The organism is Hymenobacter mellowenesis, assembly GCF_030581005.1.
Taxonomy (GTDB): Bacteria; Bacteroidota; Bacteroidia; order Cytophagales; family Hymenobacteraceae; genus Hymenobacter; species Hymenobacter mellowenesis.
Genome location: NZ_JAUQSX010000004.1, coordinates 466,723 through 484,941, shown reverse-complemented (window position 1 = coordinate 484,941; position 18,219 = coordinate 466,723). Strand labels below are relative to the sequence as shown.

Here is an 18,219-nt window from a genome sequence, read left to right as displayed (position 1 = left end):
GCCCCCCCCCCCCCCCGGGCCCCCGCGCACCCGACGCTTCCCCGCCGCCTGCCAATTTCCTTCCTTCCCCCCGCGGGCCCCTCCGCCCCCCCCCACGCCAGATGGGCATGACGTTCTTTTTGAATGGCTATGAACCGAATGCCGCTGGACCAATTTCCTTTATTCCAGCTTCTCGCTGATGTACCGCTGCCACAGCTTCACAGCGTGCTGCCGGAACACGGCGGGGGCCGTCTGCAAGGCAGCGTCCAACTGGTAGTCGCCGCCGTCGTATTGCTTGGCGCCTACCTGAATGCGGCTGTTGCCGCGCACGGCGTACTTTTTCGCGCCTTCGCGCATGATAATTTTCTGGGTGCTGGGGCTGACGTCGCCCCGGCAGGTGGTGCGATAAACGACCCAGACTTCGGCGGTGCCGTTCTGGTCGAGGTCCGTCACGGTGAGGCTGCCAGGGAGGAATTGGGCTTCGAGGTCGAGCGGGCAATCGGGCACAAAATCGTGTACCTGCCAGCTGAGCGTGGAGGCGCCGGTGGCGGGCAGCTGGTACTGGTAGGCGTAGAGGTCGGCCCGCTGGCCGTCATCGGGCTTGGCGGCGCGCACGGGGCCGGTTTCGGTGGTGAGCACGCAGTAGGTGCCGGTGCGGTCGGTGTAGCGTAGGGCCTGCTTCACCTTGCCGGCATGGCGCAGGCTAGCGGGCACGGCGGCGGGGGCCAGCGGAGTGGTTTTCACCTGGGCCCGGCCGGCCAGCGGCATTAGTAGCGGAAGCAACAGCGAAACGTAGCGCATGGTATGGAGGAATTTAATCAGCTATTCGTAGCTGGGCAGGCAAAGGTTGGCGATTGCAGGTCGTGTTGGCTTCTGTTATTTATTGCGCGGCAGGTGGCGCAACTTCACGATTGAATAATTGGTGCCGCATTCCTTGCTCTGCGTCGTTGCTTTCATCATCGTTCTCCCTTTTTCTGTGGCTACCCTCACCGACACCCAACGTCCCATCAATGACCTGCTGATAGCCCGCCTGCGCGCGGCGGGCTGCGTGCGCGGCCGCTTTGCCGTGGATGGCGCCGCGGCCCAATTTAGCCTCACCGGCGAGCGGGCCGATGGCAAGCCGCTGTTTTTCTGGGATTTTAATGACCGGCTGTTTAACCGCCTGGTGGCCGATTATCTTGCAGCCGGCCACCCCGCCGGCAGCGCCCGCCTAACTGTCGATGTGGAGGTTGAAAGTGGCCACTGCGCCTGGCAGTTCACCAGTGCGGTGCAACAGGCCGCCGCCACCGCAGCTGGGCAGCAGCAGGAGCTACGGGCCCGCAAAAACCGGCGCCGCGACCGCACGCCCTACGGCGCCGTGCTGGCCGGGCAAGTAGCCGACGCCCTAGTCCAGGGCCAGGCGGTGGCTTTTTCGCACCGCGACTACTGCGGCATGGGCCTTCGCTACCGCAACCAGCAATTTTGCTATGGTGAGCTGTACGACGGGGATTTCATCGAGGAGCCGCAGCAGATATTTGCCAGCCGGGCGGCCTTCGTGCAGTGGCTGGCCCAGCAATCAGACCAATCCCTGGCACGTACGGAAGAGCCAGACCCGTGGTACTGGGACAATCAAACCATCACCCGGCAGCGGCTGGAAACATTCGTCCAATGAACCCTGATTTCACGCCCACCCAAATCCGTCTCAACGAGGCGCTGACGGAGCTTTTCACCTCATCGGAGTGCTGGGGCGGACGCCTCCAGATGCAGCCCACGCCCCAGGATTTAATCTATGATGCCCGGGGCCATCACCAGAGCGGCCAGGAAATAGCCGTGTATCCTTTCACTTTGCCCCAGCAGGCGTTGCTACAGGCACTGCTCCGCCAATACGCCGCCGAAACACCCGGCGGCATCGGTTTCCTGGCCATCGCCGTGAACCTGCGCCAGTCCAACTTCACCTACGAGCACACCACTGCCATCGAAGAAGCCCACGCCGAAGCCGCCGAAGCTGCCGCCCAAGCCGAACGGAACCGCGCTTACCGTGAACGCCTGCGCTGGGGGCTTTCGCCCGCGCCCTTCGGCCCCGAATTGGCGGCTCAGGTAGCCGAGGCGCTGGCCCAAGGCCGCCGACTCAGCTATGGCCACCCGGCCTACTGCGGCATGGGCCTGGATTTCGTGGATGGCCACTACTGCTACGGCCCCGTGTGGGAAGGCGGCCTGGAGCCGGAGCGCACGTTTTCTGACCGCGCCGGTTTCGTGGCCTGGCTGGCCCAGCAATCGGACCTGAGTCTGGCCCTGTTGGAGTATGAAGACCCTACGCTTTGGAACAACCAGACCGTGACCCGAGCCCGGCTGCGGGAGTTGGTAGGCGCCCCTCTTCTACTTCAGCAGTAGCTGGGGAGAAACAGAAGTGGTTGCCTGAAAAGAACAACTAGTTTGGGTCGAACCCGAACTAGTTGCCTAAATAGCGAAACCAGTTGCCCTTTTCAGGAGGTGCGCTGCCCAAAAAGAGCAACTGCTTTGGGTCAGACACGAACTGGTTGCCTAAAATAGGGAGTGAGTTCGGCAAAAAGAGCAACTGGTTTCGCTTTTCGGGCAACTGGTTGGGCTTTGCATACAACTAGTTTGGGATTCCTGCCACGAGCGCCAGCGGGATGTGCATTTTAATCGAGGCGTGCATCTTTTAATTCCAACGTTTCTTAAAGTAGTTTTCAAGGATGAAAAACTTATTTCTGCTCTTGCTCTTCGTCGGTTATAGCCAAGCTGCTTCGGCGTGTGATTGCCTAATGACTCCTGTTAGACAGCATATCAAATCCACTCCTTACTTGCTCAAAGGAAAAGTAATTGCGGTGTTAGACGACAAGAACAAAGAAGGAAGGGATTACCATCTCTTTTTGCGCAGTATTGGTATTCAGGACACAGTTTCTCGTGGATATTCAGTAAAAATCATTGTTCAACAAGATTTCAAAGGCAAGTACAAAGCAGGTAAAATCATCGAAATACACTCCACTTATTCCAATTGCGACATGCTGTTCAGTGCAGGAGAAACCTATATTTTATTTCTTCATAAAGCGCAGGGCAATTTATTTCCTACTTACTGCTCTTACTCCAATATCCTGGATGGAAGCCCTGCTTCTATTGATTTGGTGCAGGCTATTCGTACCGAACTCAAAAGCCGGGATTAGCCCCAAAACAACCCCACCCCCACCCCGCCCGTCTAACCGGCTCCACTTACCGCCCGCTTAGATGAGCCTTTGGGAAATTATTAAACGCCTGCTGCCCTTCGTGCGGCCCTACCGCCCGCTGGTCATCGCCACGCTGCTGCTTACGCTGGTGGGCTCGCTGGCCGCGCAGGTCAACCCCTTCGTGCTGCGCTACATCGTGGACAACGTGCAGGGCCTCCTCGACCGGCACGAGGCGCTGGCCGCCGGCTGGCCCATGCTGGCCGCCGTGAGCGGCATCCTGCTGGGCAAGGAAATCATCAACACCTTCATCACCTTCGGGCAGAAATACTACGGCGAGAAAATCCGCATCAACGTGAGCAGCACCTTGTCGCAGCAGGCCGTGAGCCGGATTCTGAGTTACGAGCTGGGCTTTTTCTCCGACGAGGGCAACCAGACCGGCAAGCTCCAGACCCGCATCGACCGCGGCGTGGAGAGCCTCATGAAGCTGGTGCAAAACTTCTTCATCGACATCCTGCCGCTGTTTGCCAACGCCCTGGTGGCGCTGGTGGTGATGTTCGTGGCCAACAAATGGGTGGGACTGGTGGCGCTGGCCATTCTGCCGGTGTATTTCTGGCTGAGCTTCCGGCAGGCCGACCGCCTGCAGGGCGTGCGCCGCGGCCTGCAAAAGCTGCGCGAGGAGAAAAACCACGGCCTCATCAGCATCATCGACTCGATTGTGGTCATCAAAAGCTTCGTGCGCGAGCAGTTTGAGGGCCAGAAGCAGGCCGACACCCAGGCCAAGCTGGTGAATGCCCAACTGGTGACGCGCAAAACCAACTTCCGCTACGACGGCCTCAAAACCTTCGTGGAGCAGATTGGCGTGGTCGTCATCATCATCCTCACGGCCTACCTCGTGCTCGACCGCCAGATTTCCATCGGCGCCATCATGTTTCACATCTTGTTGTTCAACAACGTGTCGGCGCCCATCCGGCAGCTCCACCGCATCTACGACGAAATGAACGAGGCCCTCACCTACTCCGAAGGCTTCTTCGCCATCCTCGACGCCGACGCCGCCATCGAAGAAACCGGCCCGCTGCAGCCGGCCGACGTGCGCGGCACCTTCGAAATCTGCAACGTCGACTTCACCTATCCCAGCGGCACCCAGGCCCTGTACGACGTCTGCCTCACCATCGAAGAAGGCAAAACCACCGCCCTCGTCGGCCTCAGCGGCGCCGGCAAAAGCACCATCATCAACCTGCTCTGCAAGTTCTACGCCCCCGATTCCGGCCAAATGCTCCTCGACGGCCAGCCCCTGGCCGACTACGACACCCACGCCCTGCGCCAGCGCATCGGCCTGGTGCTCCAGAAAAACCACATTTTCAAGGGCACCATCGAAGAAAACATCCGCTACGGCGACTTCACCTCCACCCAAGCCCAAATCGAAGCCGCCGCCCGCCAGGCCTACCTGCACGACCAGATTCTGGACCTGCCCCGCCAGTACCAGAGTGATGCCCAGCAGCTCAGCGGCGGCCAGCAGCAGCGCATCGCCATCGCCCGGCTCTTCCTCAAAAACCCGCCCATCATCTTCCTCGACGAGCCCACCGCCAGCCTCGACGCCATCGCCACCGAGCAAATCAAAAACTCGCTCGACGCCATCAAGCAGGGCCGCACGGTGGTCATCATCTCCCACAGCCTCGCCCAAATCGTGGATTCGGACTGCATCCACGTCATGAAAAAAGGCCGCCTCGTGGAAAGCGGCACCCACGACGAGCTCTACGCCCGCCACGGCACCTACCGCGAGATTTTCGACGCCTCGGCCCGGAGCCTAAACATCGAGAAGCTAGCGAAGACGATGGCCGACGACGGAGACGAGGTGCTGGATACGGCTTCGTGAGAAATCGTTTGGTATTTTTAAGTGAGAGATTGATACTACACAATCATGATGCTTATCGCAATACCGGTAATTTTTGGTGCCGTTTACGTGGCTACTTACCTGCTGGGCCTATTCATTAATTTGGTCATCTGGCTGGCAAATTTGCTTCCAAAGCAAACTCAGATTCCATTCATTGGTGTCAAAAATATAGTTATCATGTCTACGTTAGCAGCCTCCTTACTTTGTGGTCGATATATCTGGATAATTTTTACTCAGTCCTTGATAAACTAAAATACTGGACACAGTTTCTTGAAGTCTGACTCTTTATTTTAAGCAAATTTGCAATAAAGCTTTCCACAAACTGAGGCAAATAAAATAGCATGAAGCATATTGTTGGATTTATCATTATAATGATTGGAAGCATAATCGGCATCAATCCTTATTACAGTGTACTCATGCTGCCAATTATTATGATTGGATTAGCCATGCTTTGGACTTCTAAATTAAATAGAAACCCAAAGATTTTTATGAGCTTGCCTACTCTTCTACCGCTTACAATTTTGCTTTGGGTGCTTATAAATCCTCTACTGTAATTCTGAATTATCTATTCGACTGGTGCCAATAAACAAATTAGTCTATGCCCATCGAAGACCTGCAAGCCCTTTGCCTGCGCCTGCCCGGCACCACTCAGGACCTGAAATGGGGCGTGCACCTGTGCTTCAGCGTGGGCGGCAAAATGTACCTCAGCACCTTGCCCGACGCCCAGCCGCCCACCGCCTCGTTCATCGCCCCGCCTCGGCAGGTGCAGGCAGGTTTGTAAATTCGCTGGCTATGTCCCCGAACCAACCGCTCACTAACCTGCAACAGGAACTCCTGAAACTGTACGCCCGGCAAGTCAGCGAAATGGACCTGCTCAACATCGATACGCTGATTGGCCAGTACTTCGCCCAGCGCCTCACCAGGCTGGCCGACCACGCCTGGGAGCAGCAAGGCTGGACCGCGCAAACCATGCACGACTGGCTGAACGAGGAAAACCAGTAGCTGAATACGCGCGCCAGCAAGACCATGACCATCGACCTCGCCCACATCGACACCAAAGCCGCCTTCCACATGCTCATGAAACGCGAGCTGCACTTCCCCGACTGGTACGGCGTGAGCTGGGACGCCTTCTGGGATGCCATCATCGCCGTGGTCGAAATGCCCGACACCGTGGTGCTACGAAACTGGGAAACTTTCGCCGCCGCCTGCCCCAAAGACATGGCCATCCTGCGCGACATCATCGTCCACTACCCCCAGGAAAAATCCGGCAAGCAGTTGCTGCTGGCTTCGTAAGAGGCTGTGAAACCGCAGTTTCACCCCGCAAACTTCTTCATAGGCCTTGCAAATGGCTGGTAAGGACCTGTGAACCGCCCCGTAGGACCTGCAAACCCGTTCATATAGCCTGCACACCGCCACATAGGCCCCACGGCCGACGCATAGAGCCTGCGAACCGCCACATAGGCCTTACGAACTCGCTCATAGGGCCTGCAAACCGTCAAATAGGCCCTGTTTTTCGTGTTTGTCTTGTTTTGCGTATTTGCCCTGTTTCACCATTTCGGTACGTTGGGCCGAAACCGCCAATAGTCCTCCCCCACCTGCTTCACCAGCGCCTCCAGCACCTGCCGGGTGCGGGCCAGGGCCAGGCCGGCCGCGTGCTGCAGACGCGGCCGGTCGGTGCAGACGGCGGTGTCCACCCGGCGGCCGCCCTCGTCGCCTTGTAGGAAATACACCTTATCGGCGGTGGCATAGGCGGCGCTGCTCCAGCCCTGGTCCATATCATCGTACAGAATGCCCTCGGGCACGGGGTCCATCAGGCCCTGTAGCAGGGAGGCACTCTCGGGAAACGTGTCGTACCACGGAAACGTGAGCACCGCCTCGCCGCGGCTGAGCAGCACGGGCCGAATCCAGAAGTAGTGCCGCTGGTCTTTGAGCTGCTTGCGGTGCAGCGCGGCGGCCTGTACCACCGAGGTGTAGTAGCGCGCCAACTCGGCCTCGTGCCCCAGCGCGGCGGCGCTGAGCACCAAGTGCCCGCTGCGCGTTTGGCGGGGCTGGTAGAGCTTCACCACTTTGTTGCGCAGGTCGCCGGGCTCAGGCTTGCGGAAGTTGCCGTAAAAAAAGTCCGGCTTGATGAGAAACGCCACATCGGGCGCCAAGTCGGGCAGGTACATCGAGTTGCGCGTGAAAGCGGCCAGGTTGTCGGAGAACATATGGACGAATCAGGAAACGGTGTTGAAAGTCGTCAGGGCGATGTAGAGACGCATACTTGCGTCGCGTCGTTGAGCAGCAGCTTGCTTCGTTCAACAACGCGACGCAAGTATGCGTCTCTACTCCGGCAAATTAAAGCCCGACCATAACCCCGCCCCGCTGAAAGCGTTAGGAAATACTCCACATTCTAACCTTTCCACAACCTAATGGCAACCCAACAAACCGCCCTCATCACCGGAGCTAGCAGCGGCATCGGCCGCGAACTGGCTAACTGCTTCGCGCAAGACCAATACAACCTCGTGCTCGTGGCCCTGGAGCCCGACCTGCTCGACAAAGCCGCGTCGGAAATCCGCCAGCAATTCGGCGTCAAGGTCACGACCATCGTCAAGGACCTGTTCAAGCGCGAGGCCCCGTTCGAGGTCTACAACGAAATCAAGGCCAAAGGCACGCAGATTGACGTGCTGGTGAACGATGCCGGACAGGGCCAGTACGGCACCTTCGACACCACCGACATCAACCGCGAACTGGACATTATTCAGCTCAACATTGGTGCTTACGTGGTATTTGCCAAGCTGTATTTGCAGGAGTTCAAGGCCCGGAACGAGGGCAAGATGTTGTTTGTGGGCAGCATCGCGGGCGAGCTGCCCGGCCCGCTGCAGTCCGTTTACCACGGCACCAAAGCCTTCGTGAACTCCTTCGTGGAGTCCATTCAGGAAGAAAACAAAGAATCGAAAAACATCACCATCACCAACCTGCTGCCGGGCGTCACGAAGACGGACTTCTTCAACAAAGCCCACATGACGCAGGCCAAAAACGTAGCCGACGGCAGCGGCATGGAGCCCGCCGACGTGGCCAAAGAAGGCTACAAAGCCCTGATGAAAGGCGAACACCGCATCATCGCCGGCGTGATGAACAACGTGCAGGTGGGCTTCAGCAAGGTGATGCCCGACCCGCTGGTGGCCGCCCAGGTGCACAAGCAGAGCGCGCCTGTGGACGGCGACGAAAGCGCCCGCTAGGCCCGTAGCGCGAACTTTGTAGTTCGCGTGCCCTGCGCCGTTCGGGTGTTGCTGTGCCACGCGAACTACAAAGTTCGCGCTACGGTACGGCGGCTCTGAAACCTCACTACGACGGGGCGGCAACTTTGCCGCCCCGTTTCCGTTTTTCGCCATTCCTCCATTCTGCCGCCTTTTGAGCGGCTCCCGCATGCGTCTTTTTGTTTTTTCTCCCCTGAGCGCTTCGGCCCGCAGGCATTTGCAGCGGCTGGCACCGGCTAGCCTGGAAATCACCTTTTGCCACGACCTGCCCGCCGAGCAGCAGTTTCCCGCCTTTCAGGAAGCCGCCCTGCTGATGGGTAACCCACCACCGGCCTGGTTTGCGGCCGGCGCGCCGCCGCTGCTGCGCTTCTGGCAAATCGACTCGGCCGGTTTCGAGCGCTACCGGCAGTTGCATTTGCCCATTCCGGTGGCCAACATGGGCGACTTCTTTGCCTGGCCCTGCGCCGAAACCATGGTGGGCGGATTGCTGGCCCTCTACCGCCACTTGCCCGAACTGGCCGTGCTGCAATCTCAGAAAAAATGGGTGGGCGGCGCTTTCGTGCGCAACCGCGCGGGCCTGCTGCGCGGCAAGCGCGTGGTGGTGCTGGGCGCCGGCGCCATTGGGGTAGCCGTGCGCCAGCAGCTCAGTGGCTTCGAGTGCCAGGTGCAGCTGCTGGCCCGCACCGACCCTTCGGCCCAGCTCCACACCAAAGAAGAACTGAAGGCCGTGCTGCCCGAAACCGACATCGTGGTAAACTGCCTGCCCGGCAGCGCCGAAGGCTATTTCTCGGCCGATTTGGTGCAGGCCATGCGCCCGGGCAGCATCTATGCCAGCGTGGGCCGCGGCAACACCACCGACGAGCCGGAGCTGGTGCGCCTGCTGCAAGCCGGCTACCTCGGCGGTGCCGTGCTCGATGTGACGGCCATTGAGCCCCTGCCCGCCGACAATCCGCTCTGGAGCCTGCCCAACGTGCTGCTCACCCAGCACACCGGCGGCGGCCAGGCCCTCGAAGACGAAAGCAAGGTCGACATGCTGCTCCACAACCTAGAGCAGCTCCACAACGGCCAGCCGCTAGAGAATCTGGTGGAGCTGAGCAAAGGGTATTAGGTAGGTTGGTGGGTTGAAATGTCCTCTGTAATTGCTTCGCTGCGCTCGCAATTACAGGCCTTCCTTCAATCCGCCATCCCGCCAATCCACTACTCCGCTACTTCGGCAGCCACGGCTCACTAGCCGCAAAAATGGCTTTGAGCGTGTACGATTTGGCTTCTGCGGCCGTGATTTGATACGACCAGCCCACCCGGCCCTGAGGGTTGGCGCCGGGGCCAGTGGAATGATATTCGGCGAAAAAGGCTGTTTTCTCGTTCTCGGGATTCTTCCAGTTATCCCAGCCGGCGGCGGCAATGTGGCTGCCCATTTCGGTGTTGATGTAAACGACGCGGGCGTTGGGGCGCCAGGGCCGGCCCAGGTACACCTTTTTGGCACGGGCAGTGTCGCCCAGCAGTTTGCAGTTCAGAAACACAAAACCAAACGTCTGCTGAGGTGGCGTAGAAGCGGCCGTGATGAAAGAATTCTTCTTGCTCAGAATGGTGCAATGGTCGAACACGGCCGTGCTGGCGCCGAAAATAAAATCGGTCGTGCCTTCGATGTAGCAGTTTTTGAAATACTGGCGGGTGTGGTCGGTGGCCAGGAACAGCACGTCCTGGTTGCCCACCATGCGGCAGTTGGTGAAGGTGGCGCGGTCGGCCTCCACATGCAGGGCCACCGCTTGCCCGGCGGTGTAGCCCGCCGTGTTTTCAAACGTCAGGTTTTCGGCCGAAAAATCGTTGCCCTGCACTAGCACCGAGTGCGAAGTGTAGGTGTTGTGCCCGGCCGCGTCGCCGGTGTGGTCGTCGAAGGTGAGGATGGTGTTGGCCTGGTCCTCCCCCACCAGCCGGATATGCGTTTTGAGCGTGGGCACCACCAGTTTCTCGCGGTAAGTGCCCTTTTTGATGCGGATGGTGACCACCTGCTGCGACTGGTTGGGCACGGCGTCCACGGCCGCCTGCACGGTGCGGTAGGTGCCGGTACCGTCCTGCGCCACGGTGATGGGGCCGGCTTTGGGGGCGGTCTGGGCGAAGGCCGGAGCAGCGGCCAGCAACAAAAGAATCAGCAGTTTCATTGGGAAAGGATGTAGCGTGGACTCTGCGAGTCCGCGCGTGGCGGGTATCGTTCGGGCAGGTGCGGACTTGCAGAGCACACGCTACGGTTGCGGCTGCCAGCCGTGCAGCACGCTTTCGCGGGTGTACGCCTTGGCCTCCGCCTCGGTGAGTTGGTGCGACCAAGGAGCGCGCTTACCAGGGCCGGCACCTGGGCCGTTTGACTGGTATTCGGCGTAGTAAGCCGTTTTCTTGTTCGATTCCTTGTCCCAGGGGTCCCAGCCTTCGGGCCGAATCACGGCGCTCATTGTGCAGTTCAGGTACACGGTTTTGGCGTAGGGCCGCCAGGGCCGGCCCAAGCCGAAGCTGCCCGTCGGCGCGTCGCCAGCGATGCGGCAGCGGCTGAACACATAGCCAAACCGCGCCGTGTCGGGCGTGCTGGCGGCCGTAACGTAGCCGCCCTTTTTGCAAAAAATATCGCAGTCCTCAAACCACGCCGTGCTGGAGCCGAAGATGAAATCCACAGTGCCCTCGATGTAGCAGCTCTTGTAGAACTGCCGGCTGCCGCGCCCATATGTGTACAGTGTATCCTGAAACCCCAGAAACCGGCAGTTTAGGAAGGCCGCCTTGTCGCCATCGACCCACACGGCAACGGCCTGTCCCACCGGCCCCGACGAGTTCTGGAACGTCAGGTTTTCGGCCGAAAAATCCGTACCGTAGATGTAGCAGCTGGCCGAGCCCGAGGTGCCTTTGTCTTCGCCAAAGATGTTTTTCTTCTGGTTGTAGTCGTCGTAAGTCAGGATGGTTTTGTCCCGGTCCTCGCCAATGATTTTCACGAATTGCTTGGAGCCGGCTAGCACTAGCTTCTCCTTGTAAAGGCCCTTTTTAATGAAAATGGTGGTGACTTTCTTGCGGAAATCGGGCACCGCGTTGAACGCTTCCTGCACGGTGCGGAACCGGCCGGAGCCGTCCTGCGCCACCACAAAATCGTAGCCAAAGGCGCGGCCCAGCGAAAGGCCACTTAGCAGCACCAGCAACATTAGATTCTTCATGGTTTGGCGGAAAAGTCAGGTGCAAACCTAGCGGCTGCTCGGGCTGGAAGCACGGACTTTCTGCGCAATCGTTCCCGACCCGTTCCCTTCATTTTCACTTCCACCCCTGTGCAATCGGGCCGGTTCGGGCATCAGCATACCGTCAAACCTCTTTAGCCGGCCCGTGTGCGCTTACTCCTACTCCTCTGCATTTACCTGTTTCCATTCCTCGCCTTTGCCCAAACCACGGTTTCCGGCCGGGCGCTCGATGCCAGGTCCGGGGCCGGCCTGCCCGGCGTTACCGTCTTGCAAACCGGCACTCTCAACGGTATTTCTTCGGATGCGGAGGGCGGCTTCAGCCTCACCGTACCAGAAACGTTATACAGTGTCGCCCTCACTTTTCACTATTCGGGCTACTTCTCACAGCACTTGCGGGTGGCAGCGGGCAGTAGTCTACTTGTTCGCCTAATGCCGGATAAAAATAGTCTGGTTGCGGATGCCGGGGTGATGCACTACCCGTATCTGGGGGTTGGGCTAAGCAGCGGCACCCGCTATGCGCCCTTTGGTGCCACGCTGCTGCTGGGCGGCCGTCATTTCCTCCACCTCCCCATCTCGGCAACCGGCAGCTACCAAACCAACTTTTCCCGAAACCACAGCCTGTTACTCGGGTTGGTCTTACCGCCCATTAAGCAATACGGCAGGATAACCGTGAACGAGGAAATTAACTATCAGCATTTGAAGGCCGTAGCGCCCAGCCTTCGCTTCAGCAGCTACACGGCCACCGCCAAGCTGCAGAAATATCGGATTGGAAATCTCCGAATGCCTATCCTGCTGCTCGGCGCAGGGTACGGCCGTTACCAATCGTTACAATCCGATGCAACTTCCGAACACGGCTACGGCTATCGTTTCGGTTTGCAGCACGACTTTCTGCCGTATCCCTTTCGTCTGTTTGCCACGGCCCAGGCCACTCGCTGGCCCACCTTCTGGCAATGGCAAGGCCAGTTAACCCACCCTTTCGCCAGACATTTTCAGGTAGGCATCGAAGGCAACTACCTTCGGCAATACGCCGAGGTTTCCCTGACCGTGAGCCGGTATTTCTACAAAGGCATTTGATAAAAAAAGCCCGACCAACCGGCCAGGCTTTTTCTTCTTTTTAAAAATCGAAACTACTCCTGCATACCGGAAACCTTCGTCAGCACGTCCACAATCTCGGCCGAGATGCCGGTGGTGCTGAAGCCGCCGTCGTGCATCAGGTTTTGCATGGTCACGTAGCGCGTCAGGTCCGAGAAGAGCGAGATGCAGTAGTCGGCGCAGGCTTCGGCCGGGGCGTTGCCCAGCGGCGACATCATGTCGGCGAAGTTATAGAACGCGTCAAAACCCGTGATGCCGGTGCCGGCCGTGGTTTTGGTGGGCGACTGCGACACCGTATTCACGCGCACTTTCTTGAGCTTGCCCAGGCGCTGGCCGTAGCTGCGGGCAATGCTTTCAAGCATGGCCTTGGCCTGCGTCATGTCGGTGTAGTCGAGGAAAGCGCGTTGGGCCGCGATGTAGCTCAAAGCCACCACGCTGCCCCACTCGTTGAAGGCGTCCTGCTTCTCGGCCACGGCCAGCATCTTGTGCAGCGACATGGCCGATACGTCGATGGTCTGCTGGAAGAATTTATAGTCTAGCTCGCCGTAGTGCTTCTTTTTGCGGATGTTGGCGCTCATGCCAATGCTGTGCAGCACGAAGTCAATCTTGCCGCCCAGCTTTTCCTGCGCGCCCGAAAACAGCGCCTCCAGCTCTTCCGTCGAAGTGGCATCGGCCGGAATAATCGGCGCGTTGCACTCCTCGCTCAGCTTATTGATTTCACCCATGCGCATAGCCAGCGGCGCGTTGGTGAGCACGAATCGCGCCCCTTCGGCGTGGGCGCGTTGGGCCACTTTCCAGGCAATGGATTGGTCGTTGAGCGCGCCGGAAATGATGCCGACTTTGCCGGCGAGGAGGTTGTTAGGCATGGGGTGATTTGGTGGAGTTATGTAAGGATTAGGCCGCCTGTCATTGCGAGTGGAGCGCAGCGTAACGCGGCAATCCATCCTCTCTCAGCGACAAGCTCTCAGATGCGACAAACCCAACCGTTGGGTTTGCGGCGGCAAGTTAGCAGTTGGGCTTGTCACAATATTAGGCTGGTCGCCGACAACAGTACGGATTGCTTCGCTCCGCTCGCAATGACGGACGTTACGCCGCCACCTCGCCGCGCAGCGCCAGCAGCTCGCGGGCGCTCTGGAATGCGTTTTCGCTAGGCTTGGCGCCCGCAATCATGTGCGCGATTTCCTTAATACGGTCTTCCTGGTTCAGCTCACGGATACGACTAACGGTGCGGTCGGCGCGGTCTTCTTTGTACACGAAGTAGTGCACGTCGCCGGCCGCGGCCATTTGGGGCAGGTGCGAAATGGCCACCAGCTGATGCTTCTGCGCCATCTGTTGCATCATACGGCCCACCTTCACGGCAATTTCCCCGCTGATGCCCGTGTCGATTTCGTCGAAAACTATCGTCGGCAACGCCGTCTTATCGGCCAGCATGTACTTGATGCACAGCATCAGGCGCGAAAACTCGCCGCCCGAGGCGGCCTTGCTTAGCGTTTGGGGCTGAGCCCCTTTGTTGGCGGTAAAGAGGATGTTCACCACGTCGGTGCCGCTGGCGGCGGGCGCACCGGTACTGTGCTGCACCACAATGCGCGCGTGCGGCATACCCAGGTCGGCTAGCAGCGCGCCCAGCTGCTTCTCAAAGTTCGGGAACGACTTACGGCGGCTTTCCGAGAGCTTGGCGGCCTGCTTGGTGACGGCCGCCAGGGCGGCATCCGAGTCCTTACGCAAGCGGTTGATTTCCTTGTCCAGGTTCAACACCGAGCTCACTTTCTGGCGCAGCGTGTCGCGCACGGCAATTAGGGCAGGCAGGTCGCGGGCCTGGTGCTTGCGCTGCAGGGTGTAGAGCACATTGAGGCGGTCCTGCAACTCCTCGGCGCGGGCGGGGTCGCCCTCGGTGCGGCGCTCGGCCACTTCTACTTCATCGGCAATGTCGTGCAACTCAATCAGGCAGCTTTCGAGGCGCTCGCGCAGCTCCTTAAAATTGTCGGCATAGTTGGCTACCTGGCCCAGCAACACCGACGCCTCTTTCATGGTGCCGGTGGCGCAGGTTTCGCTGTCGCGCAGGCCGTGCAGGGCCTGGCTGAGCTTGTACTTGATTTCCTCGGCGTGCTCCAGCTGCTTCACCTCCTGCTCCAAGGCGTCCTGGTCTTCGGTATCGAGGCGGGCTTCTTCCAGCTCATTCAGCAGAAAGCTATTGTAATCCAGTTCCTTGCTGGCCTGCGCGGCTTGGCCTTCCAGGGCTTGCAAATCCACTTCCAGCTTGCGATACTGCCGGAAAGCACTGCTGTACATGGTGCGCTGCGGCACCAGCCCGGCGTACAAATCGAGCAGATTGAGCTGAAAAACGCCGTCGCCCAGCAGCAGCGTGTCGTGCTGCGAGTGAATGTCCATCAGGTTGGCGCCGATTTTGCGCAGGGCCTCCAGCGTCACGGGCGTGTCGTTCACGAAAGCGCGCGACTTGCCGTTCGGGCTGATTTCGCGCCGCAGGATGCAGTGCGCGTCGTAGTCCAAATCTTCCGAATCAAAGATGTCCTGCAACTGGTAGTTGGCAATATCGAACTGGCCCTCAATCACGCATTTGCGCTCGGTATCGAACAGCATGCGCGAGTCAGCCCGATTGCCTAGCAGCAGGCCAATGGCGCCCAGCATAATGGATTTGCCGGCCCCGGTTTCGCCCGTAATAATGTTCAGTAGCGGCGACGGGCGCAGCTCCAACTGCTCAATCAGCGCGTAATTCTTAATCCGTAAATCGACTAACATTATAATTAATTATGGATTTTGAATTATAAATTATGAATTGAGAAAGCGTCTGAACGACAACTTAGAATTCATAATTTATAATTCATCATTTACTTAAGTACCGTTTGATATTTCGCCGAATTGCCGGGGTCCACTTCCGTCAGCATGGTCACGAGCTGCTGCTTCTGAGTCTGGTCGGAGCTGGTGCGGAAGATGTTGGCAATTTCGTCGGCTTTGGCGTCGAAAAATGCTCGGGTAAGCAGCGCGCCAGGACGCGTCACCACCGCTTTCTGGATGCCCGTGAGGGCCGTCATTACCGAGGCGCGGGCTTCGTCGGGCTTCTCAATGAACACGTCCAGGCCCAGCCGGTAGTAGTTGTAGAGGCCGGTGCGGAAGGCTTCGAGCTGCGGGTCGGTCAGGTTGTCGAGCAGGAAATGGCGTTCACGTGAGCCCGTGCCGCGCCAGCCCTCGTCCACTTCGTTGGTAATGGTTTGGTTGGCCGAGTAGTTGACGACGTTGCGCGCCAGCTCGTAGTAAGGCGTGCCGCCGAGTCGCCCAAAGGTATCGCGGTCAATACCAATCACCAGATAAGCATAGTACCCCACTAGCGACGCCAGATTCGACGTGAAGCTATTTTGCGAGAAAGCAATGGGGTTCTGGGGCGAATAGTTGAAGTTGAAGTTGCGGTCGGTGAGGCTGATGACGTTGGTTTCGTAGCCGGTGCCATACACCGGGCGCGTCGAAATCAGGCGCATGGTGGCGTTGTAAGTGCCGTTTTGCGGAATGGCCGTGATGCCGATGAACATGCGCACCTTGATGCGCTCGTCGGGCCGATAGGTTTGCGAGGTCCAGGCCTGGGTGTTGAGCAGGTTCCGAATCTCGTTCTGCATCTGCGTCACCAGCGTAGGGTCGGTGATGGTAACGTTTTGGGTCGTTACCTGTACGTCGGCCTGCAGTTCCTGGGCACGGGCAGCGGGGCCGGCCAGCAGAAGCAGCGCAAGCAAGGACAAGGCCGAACGAAATTTTCGCAACATGAGCATCAATAATTTACGGCCCGGCGGGCCAGAATCAGGCTTACCAGTCCGCGGGCCACATCGGCCTTGGACTGCAATTCAAAATTAACGATTTGGCCGGCGGCATCCAGCACCGTCACCTTGTTGGTATCGTGGCCGAAGCCCGCGCCCGCATCGCGCAGGGAATTCAGCACGATGAGGTCGAAGTTTTTCCGGTGCAGCTTGTCCTGGGCGTGGGCCAGCTCGTTCGTAGTCTCCAACGCAAAACCCACGGCAAATTGTTCAGCCCGCTTCTGCTGGCCGAGCGTGGCGGCAACGTCGACGTTCTTAACCAGCTCCAGCGTCAGCGTTTCGCCCGATTTTTTAATCTTTTCCGTGGCTATCTGGGCGGGCCGGTAGTCGGCCACCGCCGCCGCAAACACCCACACATCGGCCTCCCCAGCTACTGCCGAAGCCGCTGCGAACATCTCCGCCGCCGTTTCTACCCGCACCGTCCGAATCAACGGGTTGGCCGGGTTGGGCAGCTGACTGGGGCCGCTCACCAAGGTTACTTCCGCGCCTTCGGTCGCGAAGGCTTCGGCCAGCGCGTAGCCCATTTTGCCCGTCGAGCGGTTGCCAAGAAAGCGAACGGGGTCGAGCGGTTCGTAGGTGGGACCGGCGGTGAGGAGGACGCGCATGAGGTATTTGAGAGGAGAATGCGAACCCAAAGAACGGCATGCTGAGCGTAGTCAAGCATCCTGCATACCGCCACTAATTCCTTTTTCGACGATTGAATTGCTGCTACACGTGATAGGCTTCGGCGACACTCAGCCTGACGCTCATTTCGCCGCCATGTTACCGAAGTACCGCTCCAATTCGGCCACGATATCCTCCGGCTCCAGCATACGACCGGCACCGCTAAGGCCGCTGGCCAGCTCACCGCTGGGCGATTCAAAGACGTGGTTGCCGAAGGAACGCAGCCGCGCCAGATTCTGCGTCACGGCCGGGTGGGCGTACATGTCCAGGTCCATGGCTGGCGCCAGAAACACCGGGCAGCGCGCCGATAGGTACACCGCGCACAACAAATTTGGGCACAGCCCATTGGCCAGCTGGCCGACGGTATTGGCGCTGGCGGGCGCAATGAGCAGCGCATCAGCCCAGAGGCCCAGCTCCACGTGGTTGTGCCATTCGCCGGCGGCAGCATCGCGCAAAAAGCCCGTCAATACGGGCTTTTTGGAAAGGGTGCCCAGCGTGAGCGGCGTGACAAAAGCCGTGGCCGCTTCAGTGAGGATGACCTGCACCTCAGCGCCGGCCTTCACCAGCAGGCGGGTGAGCGGCGCGGTTTTGTAGGCCGCAATGCTCCCGCTCACGCCCAGCAAAATGCGGCGGCCGTGCAGATTGGTTGGTGGTGGAGTGGAGTCAGCGGGCATGACAAGTGAATTTGCTTTCAACAAAAGAACGTCATGCTGAGCGCAGCCGAAGCATCTCGCGTGCAAGAGTAAATAATTACTTCTGCACGCGAGATGCTTCGGCTGCGCTCAGCATGACGTTCTTTTCGGCAAAAAAAGAAAGCTTAGAACAGCTCGCGGGGCACCGGAATTTCTTCCGGCTCGGGAGTGCTGTAGTAGACCTTGCCCTGCAGGAATTCCTCGATGGCGAGGCTGGTGGGCTTGGGCATGCGCTCGTACTGCTTGGAAACCTCTATTTGCTCGCGGTTTTCAAACACTTCTTCCAGGTTGTCAACCGTGGAGGCAAACTCGGCCAGGCGGTCGTTCAGCTCCTCTTTCAGCTTCACCGACAACTGGTTGGCGCGCTTGGAAATCACGGCGATGGCCTCGTACACGTTGCCGTTGTCGCCGGTGATGTCGGCGATGTTGCGCGTTACGATGGAGCTCGATACGGCGTTGGGATTAGGTTTCATGG

Annotated in this window: 20 protein-coding genes; 10 read left to right on the top strand and 10 right to left on the bottom strand. The window is 59.0% G+C overall.

Going from position 1 to position 18,219, the window contains the following annotated elements; genetic code table 11:
• Positions 1-159: 159 nt before the first annotated feature.
• Positions 160-780, bottom strand: a complete 621-nt coding sequence (locus tag Q5H92_RS10575) for a M949_RS01915 family surface polysaccharide biosynthesis protein (protein WP_305011484.1) — start codon at positions 778-780, stop codon at positions 160-162.
• 175 nt (positions 781-955) lie between these two features.
• On the opposite strand from Q5H92_RS10575, the gene Q5H92_RS10570 reads away from it, so the two are divergent.
• The 7 genes from Q5H92_RS10570 (at position 956) to Q5H92_RS10540 (ending at position 6,324) form a co-directional block, all read left to right on the top strand.
• Positions 956-1,630, top strand: coding sequence for a hypothetical protein (locus Q5H92_RS10570; protein WP_305011483.1), 675 nt, complete (start codon positions 956-958; stop codon positions 1,628-1,630).
• Positions 1,627-2,349, top strand: coding sequence for a hypothetical protein (locus tag Q5H92_RS10565; RefSeq protein ID WP_305011482.1), 723 nt, complete (start codon positions 1,627-1,629; stop codon positions 2,347-2,349). Before Q5H92_RS10570 ends, Q5H92_RS10565 begins: the two co-directional genes overlap by 4 nt.
• Before the next feature lie 323 nt (positions 2,350-2,672).
• A complete protein-coding gene (locus tag Q5H92_RS10560) occupies positions 2,673-3,140 on the top strand; it encodes a hypothetical protein (RefSeq protein ID WP_305011481.1) in 468 nt (155 codons plus the stop codon).
• 61 nt (positions 3,141-3,201) lie between these two features.
• Positions 3,202-5,013 carry an ABC transporter ATP-binding protein gene (locus Q5H92_RS10555; RefSeq protein ID WP_305011480.1) on the top strand — a complete coding sequence of 604 codons (1,812 nt, stop codon included), beginning with the start codon at positions 3,202-3,204 and terminating at the stop codon, positions 5,011-5,013.
• Positions 5,014-5,629: 616 nt separating this feature from the next.
• Complete coding sequence (locus tag Q5H92_RS10550; RefSeq protein WP_305011479.1) at positions 5,630-5,812, top strand: MmcQ/YjbR family DNA-binding protein; 183 nt, start codon at positions 5,630-5,632, stop codon at positions 5,810-5,812.
• 11 nt (positions 5,813-5,823) lie between these two features.
• On the top strand, positions 5,824-6,033 hold the full coding sequence (locus Q5H92_RS10545) for a DUF8507 family protein (protein ID WP_305011478.1): 210 nt from the start codon (positions 5,824-5,826) through the stop codon (positions 6,031-6,033).
• Positions 6,034-6,057: 24 nt separating this feature from the next.
• Positions 6,058-6,324, top strand: coding sequence for a barstar family protein (locus Q5H92_RS10540; protein ID WP_305011477.1), 267 nt, complete (start codon positions 6,058-6,060; stop codon positions 6,322-6,324).
• A 254-nt stretch (positions 6,325-6,578) separates the two neighbouring features.
• On the opposite strand, the gene Q5H92_RS10535 is transcribed toward Q5H92_RS10540, so the two are convergent.
• Positions 6,579-7,238 carry a hypothetical protein gene (locus tag Q5H92_RS10535; RefSeq protein WP_305011476.1) on the bottom strand — a complete coding sequence of 220 codons (660 nt, stop codon included), beginning with the start codon at positions 7,236-7,238 and terminating at the stop codon, positions 6,579-6,581.
• A gap of 204 nt (positions 7,239-7,442) precedes the next feature.
• Between Q5H92_RS10535 and Q5H92_RS10530 the strand changes: the two genes are divergently transcribed.
• Positions 7,443-8,252 carry an SDR family NAD(P)-dependent oxidoreductase gene (locus Q5H92_RS10530; RefSeq protein ID WP_305011475.1) on the top strand — a complete coding sequence of 270 codons (810 nt, stop codon included), beginning with the start codon at positions 7,443-7,445 and terminating at the stop codon, positions 8,250-8,252.
• A 187-nt stretch (positions 8,253-8,439) separates the two neighbouring features.
• A complete protein-coding gene (locus tag Q5H92_RS10525; RefSeq protein WP_305011474.1) occupies positions 8,440-9,378 on the top strand; it encodes a D-2-hydroxyacid dehydrogenase in 939 nt (312 codons plus the stop codon).
• A 97-nt stretch (positions 9,379-9,475) separates the two neighbouring features.
• On the opposite strand, the gene Q5H92_RS10520 is transcribed toward Q5H92_RS10525, so the two are convergent.
• Both Q5H92_RS10520 and Q5H92_RS10515 read right to left on the bottom strand, forming a co-directional pair.
• A complete protein-coding gene (locus tag Q5H92_RS10520; RefSeq protein ID WP_305011473.1) occupies positions 9,476-10,429 on the bottom strand; it encodes a pectinesterase family protein in 954 nt (317 codons plus the stop codon).
• Positions 10,430-10,510: 81 nt separating this feature from the next.
• Positions 10,511-11,458 carry a pectinesterase family protein gene (locus Q5H92_RS10515; protein WP_305011472.1) on the bottom strand — a complete coding sequence of 316 codons (948 nt, stop codon included), beginning with the start codon at positions 11,456-11,458 and terminating at the stop codon, positions 10,511-10,513.
• Between the two features lie 165 nt (positions 11,459-11,623).
• Here Q5H92_RS10515 and Q5H92_RS10510 point away from each other — a divergent pair, with 165 nt between their 5' ends.
• Positions 11,624-12,550: a carboxypeptidase-like regulatory domain-containing protein gene (locus Q5H92_RS10510; protein WP_305011471.1), complete on the top strand. Its 927-nt coding sequence runs from the start codon at positions 11,624-11,626 to the stop codon at positions 12,548-12,550.
• Between the two features lie 53 nt (positions 12,551-12,603).
• On the opposite strand, the gene Q5H92_RS10505 is transcribed toward Q5H92_RS10510, so the two are convergent.
• From Q5H92_RS10505 to Q5H92_RS10485, 6 genes are all read right to left on the bottom strand, one after another.
• Complete coding sequence (locus Q5H92_RS10505; protein WP_305011470.1) at positions 12,604-13,434, bottom strand: enoyl-ACP reductase FabI; 831 nt, start codon at positions 13,432-13,434, stop codon at positions 12,604-12,606.
• A gap of 220 nt (positions 13,435-13,654) precedes the next feature.
• Complete coding sequence (recN, locus tag Q5H92_RS10500; protein WP_305011469.1) at positions 13,655-15,325, bottom strand: DNA repair protein RecN; 1,671 nt, start codon at positions 15,323-15,325, stop codon at positions 13,655-13,657.
• Between the two features lie 89 nt (positions 15,326-15,414).
• The gene (gene porD / locus Q5H92_RS10495) at positions 15,415-16,308 is read right to left on the bottom strand and encodes a type IX secretion system protein PorD (RefSeq protein ID WP_305011468.1); all 894 of its coding nucleotides are present in this window, start codon (positions 16,306-16,308) and stop codon (positions 15,415-15,417) included.
• A 35-nt stretch (positions 16,309-16,343) separates the two neighbouring features.
• On the bottom strand, positions 16,344-16,994 hold the full coding sequence (locus Q5H92_RS26650) for a phosphopantothenoylcysteine decarboxylase domain-containing protein (RefSeq protein WP_369811135.1): 651 nt from the start codon (positions 16,992-16,994) through the stop codon (positions 16,344-16,346).
• A gap of 141 nt (positions 16,995-17,135) precedes the next feature.
• Positions 17,136-17,726 (bottom strand): flavoprotein, encoded by a 591-nt coding sequence (locus Q5H92_RS26645; protein WP_369811134.1) that lies wholly within the window; start codon positions 17,724-17,726, stop codon positions 17,136-17,138.
• Positions 17,727-17,869: 143 nt separating this feature from the next.
• Positions 17,870-18,217, bottom strand: coding sequence for a DNA-directed RNA polymerase subunit omega (locus Q5H92_RS10485; protein WP_305011467.1), 348 nt, complete (start codon positions 18,215-18,217; stop codon positions 17,870-17,872).
• Positions 18,218-18,219 lie beyond the last annotated feature (2 nt).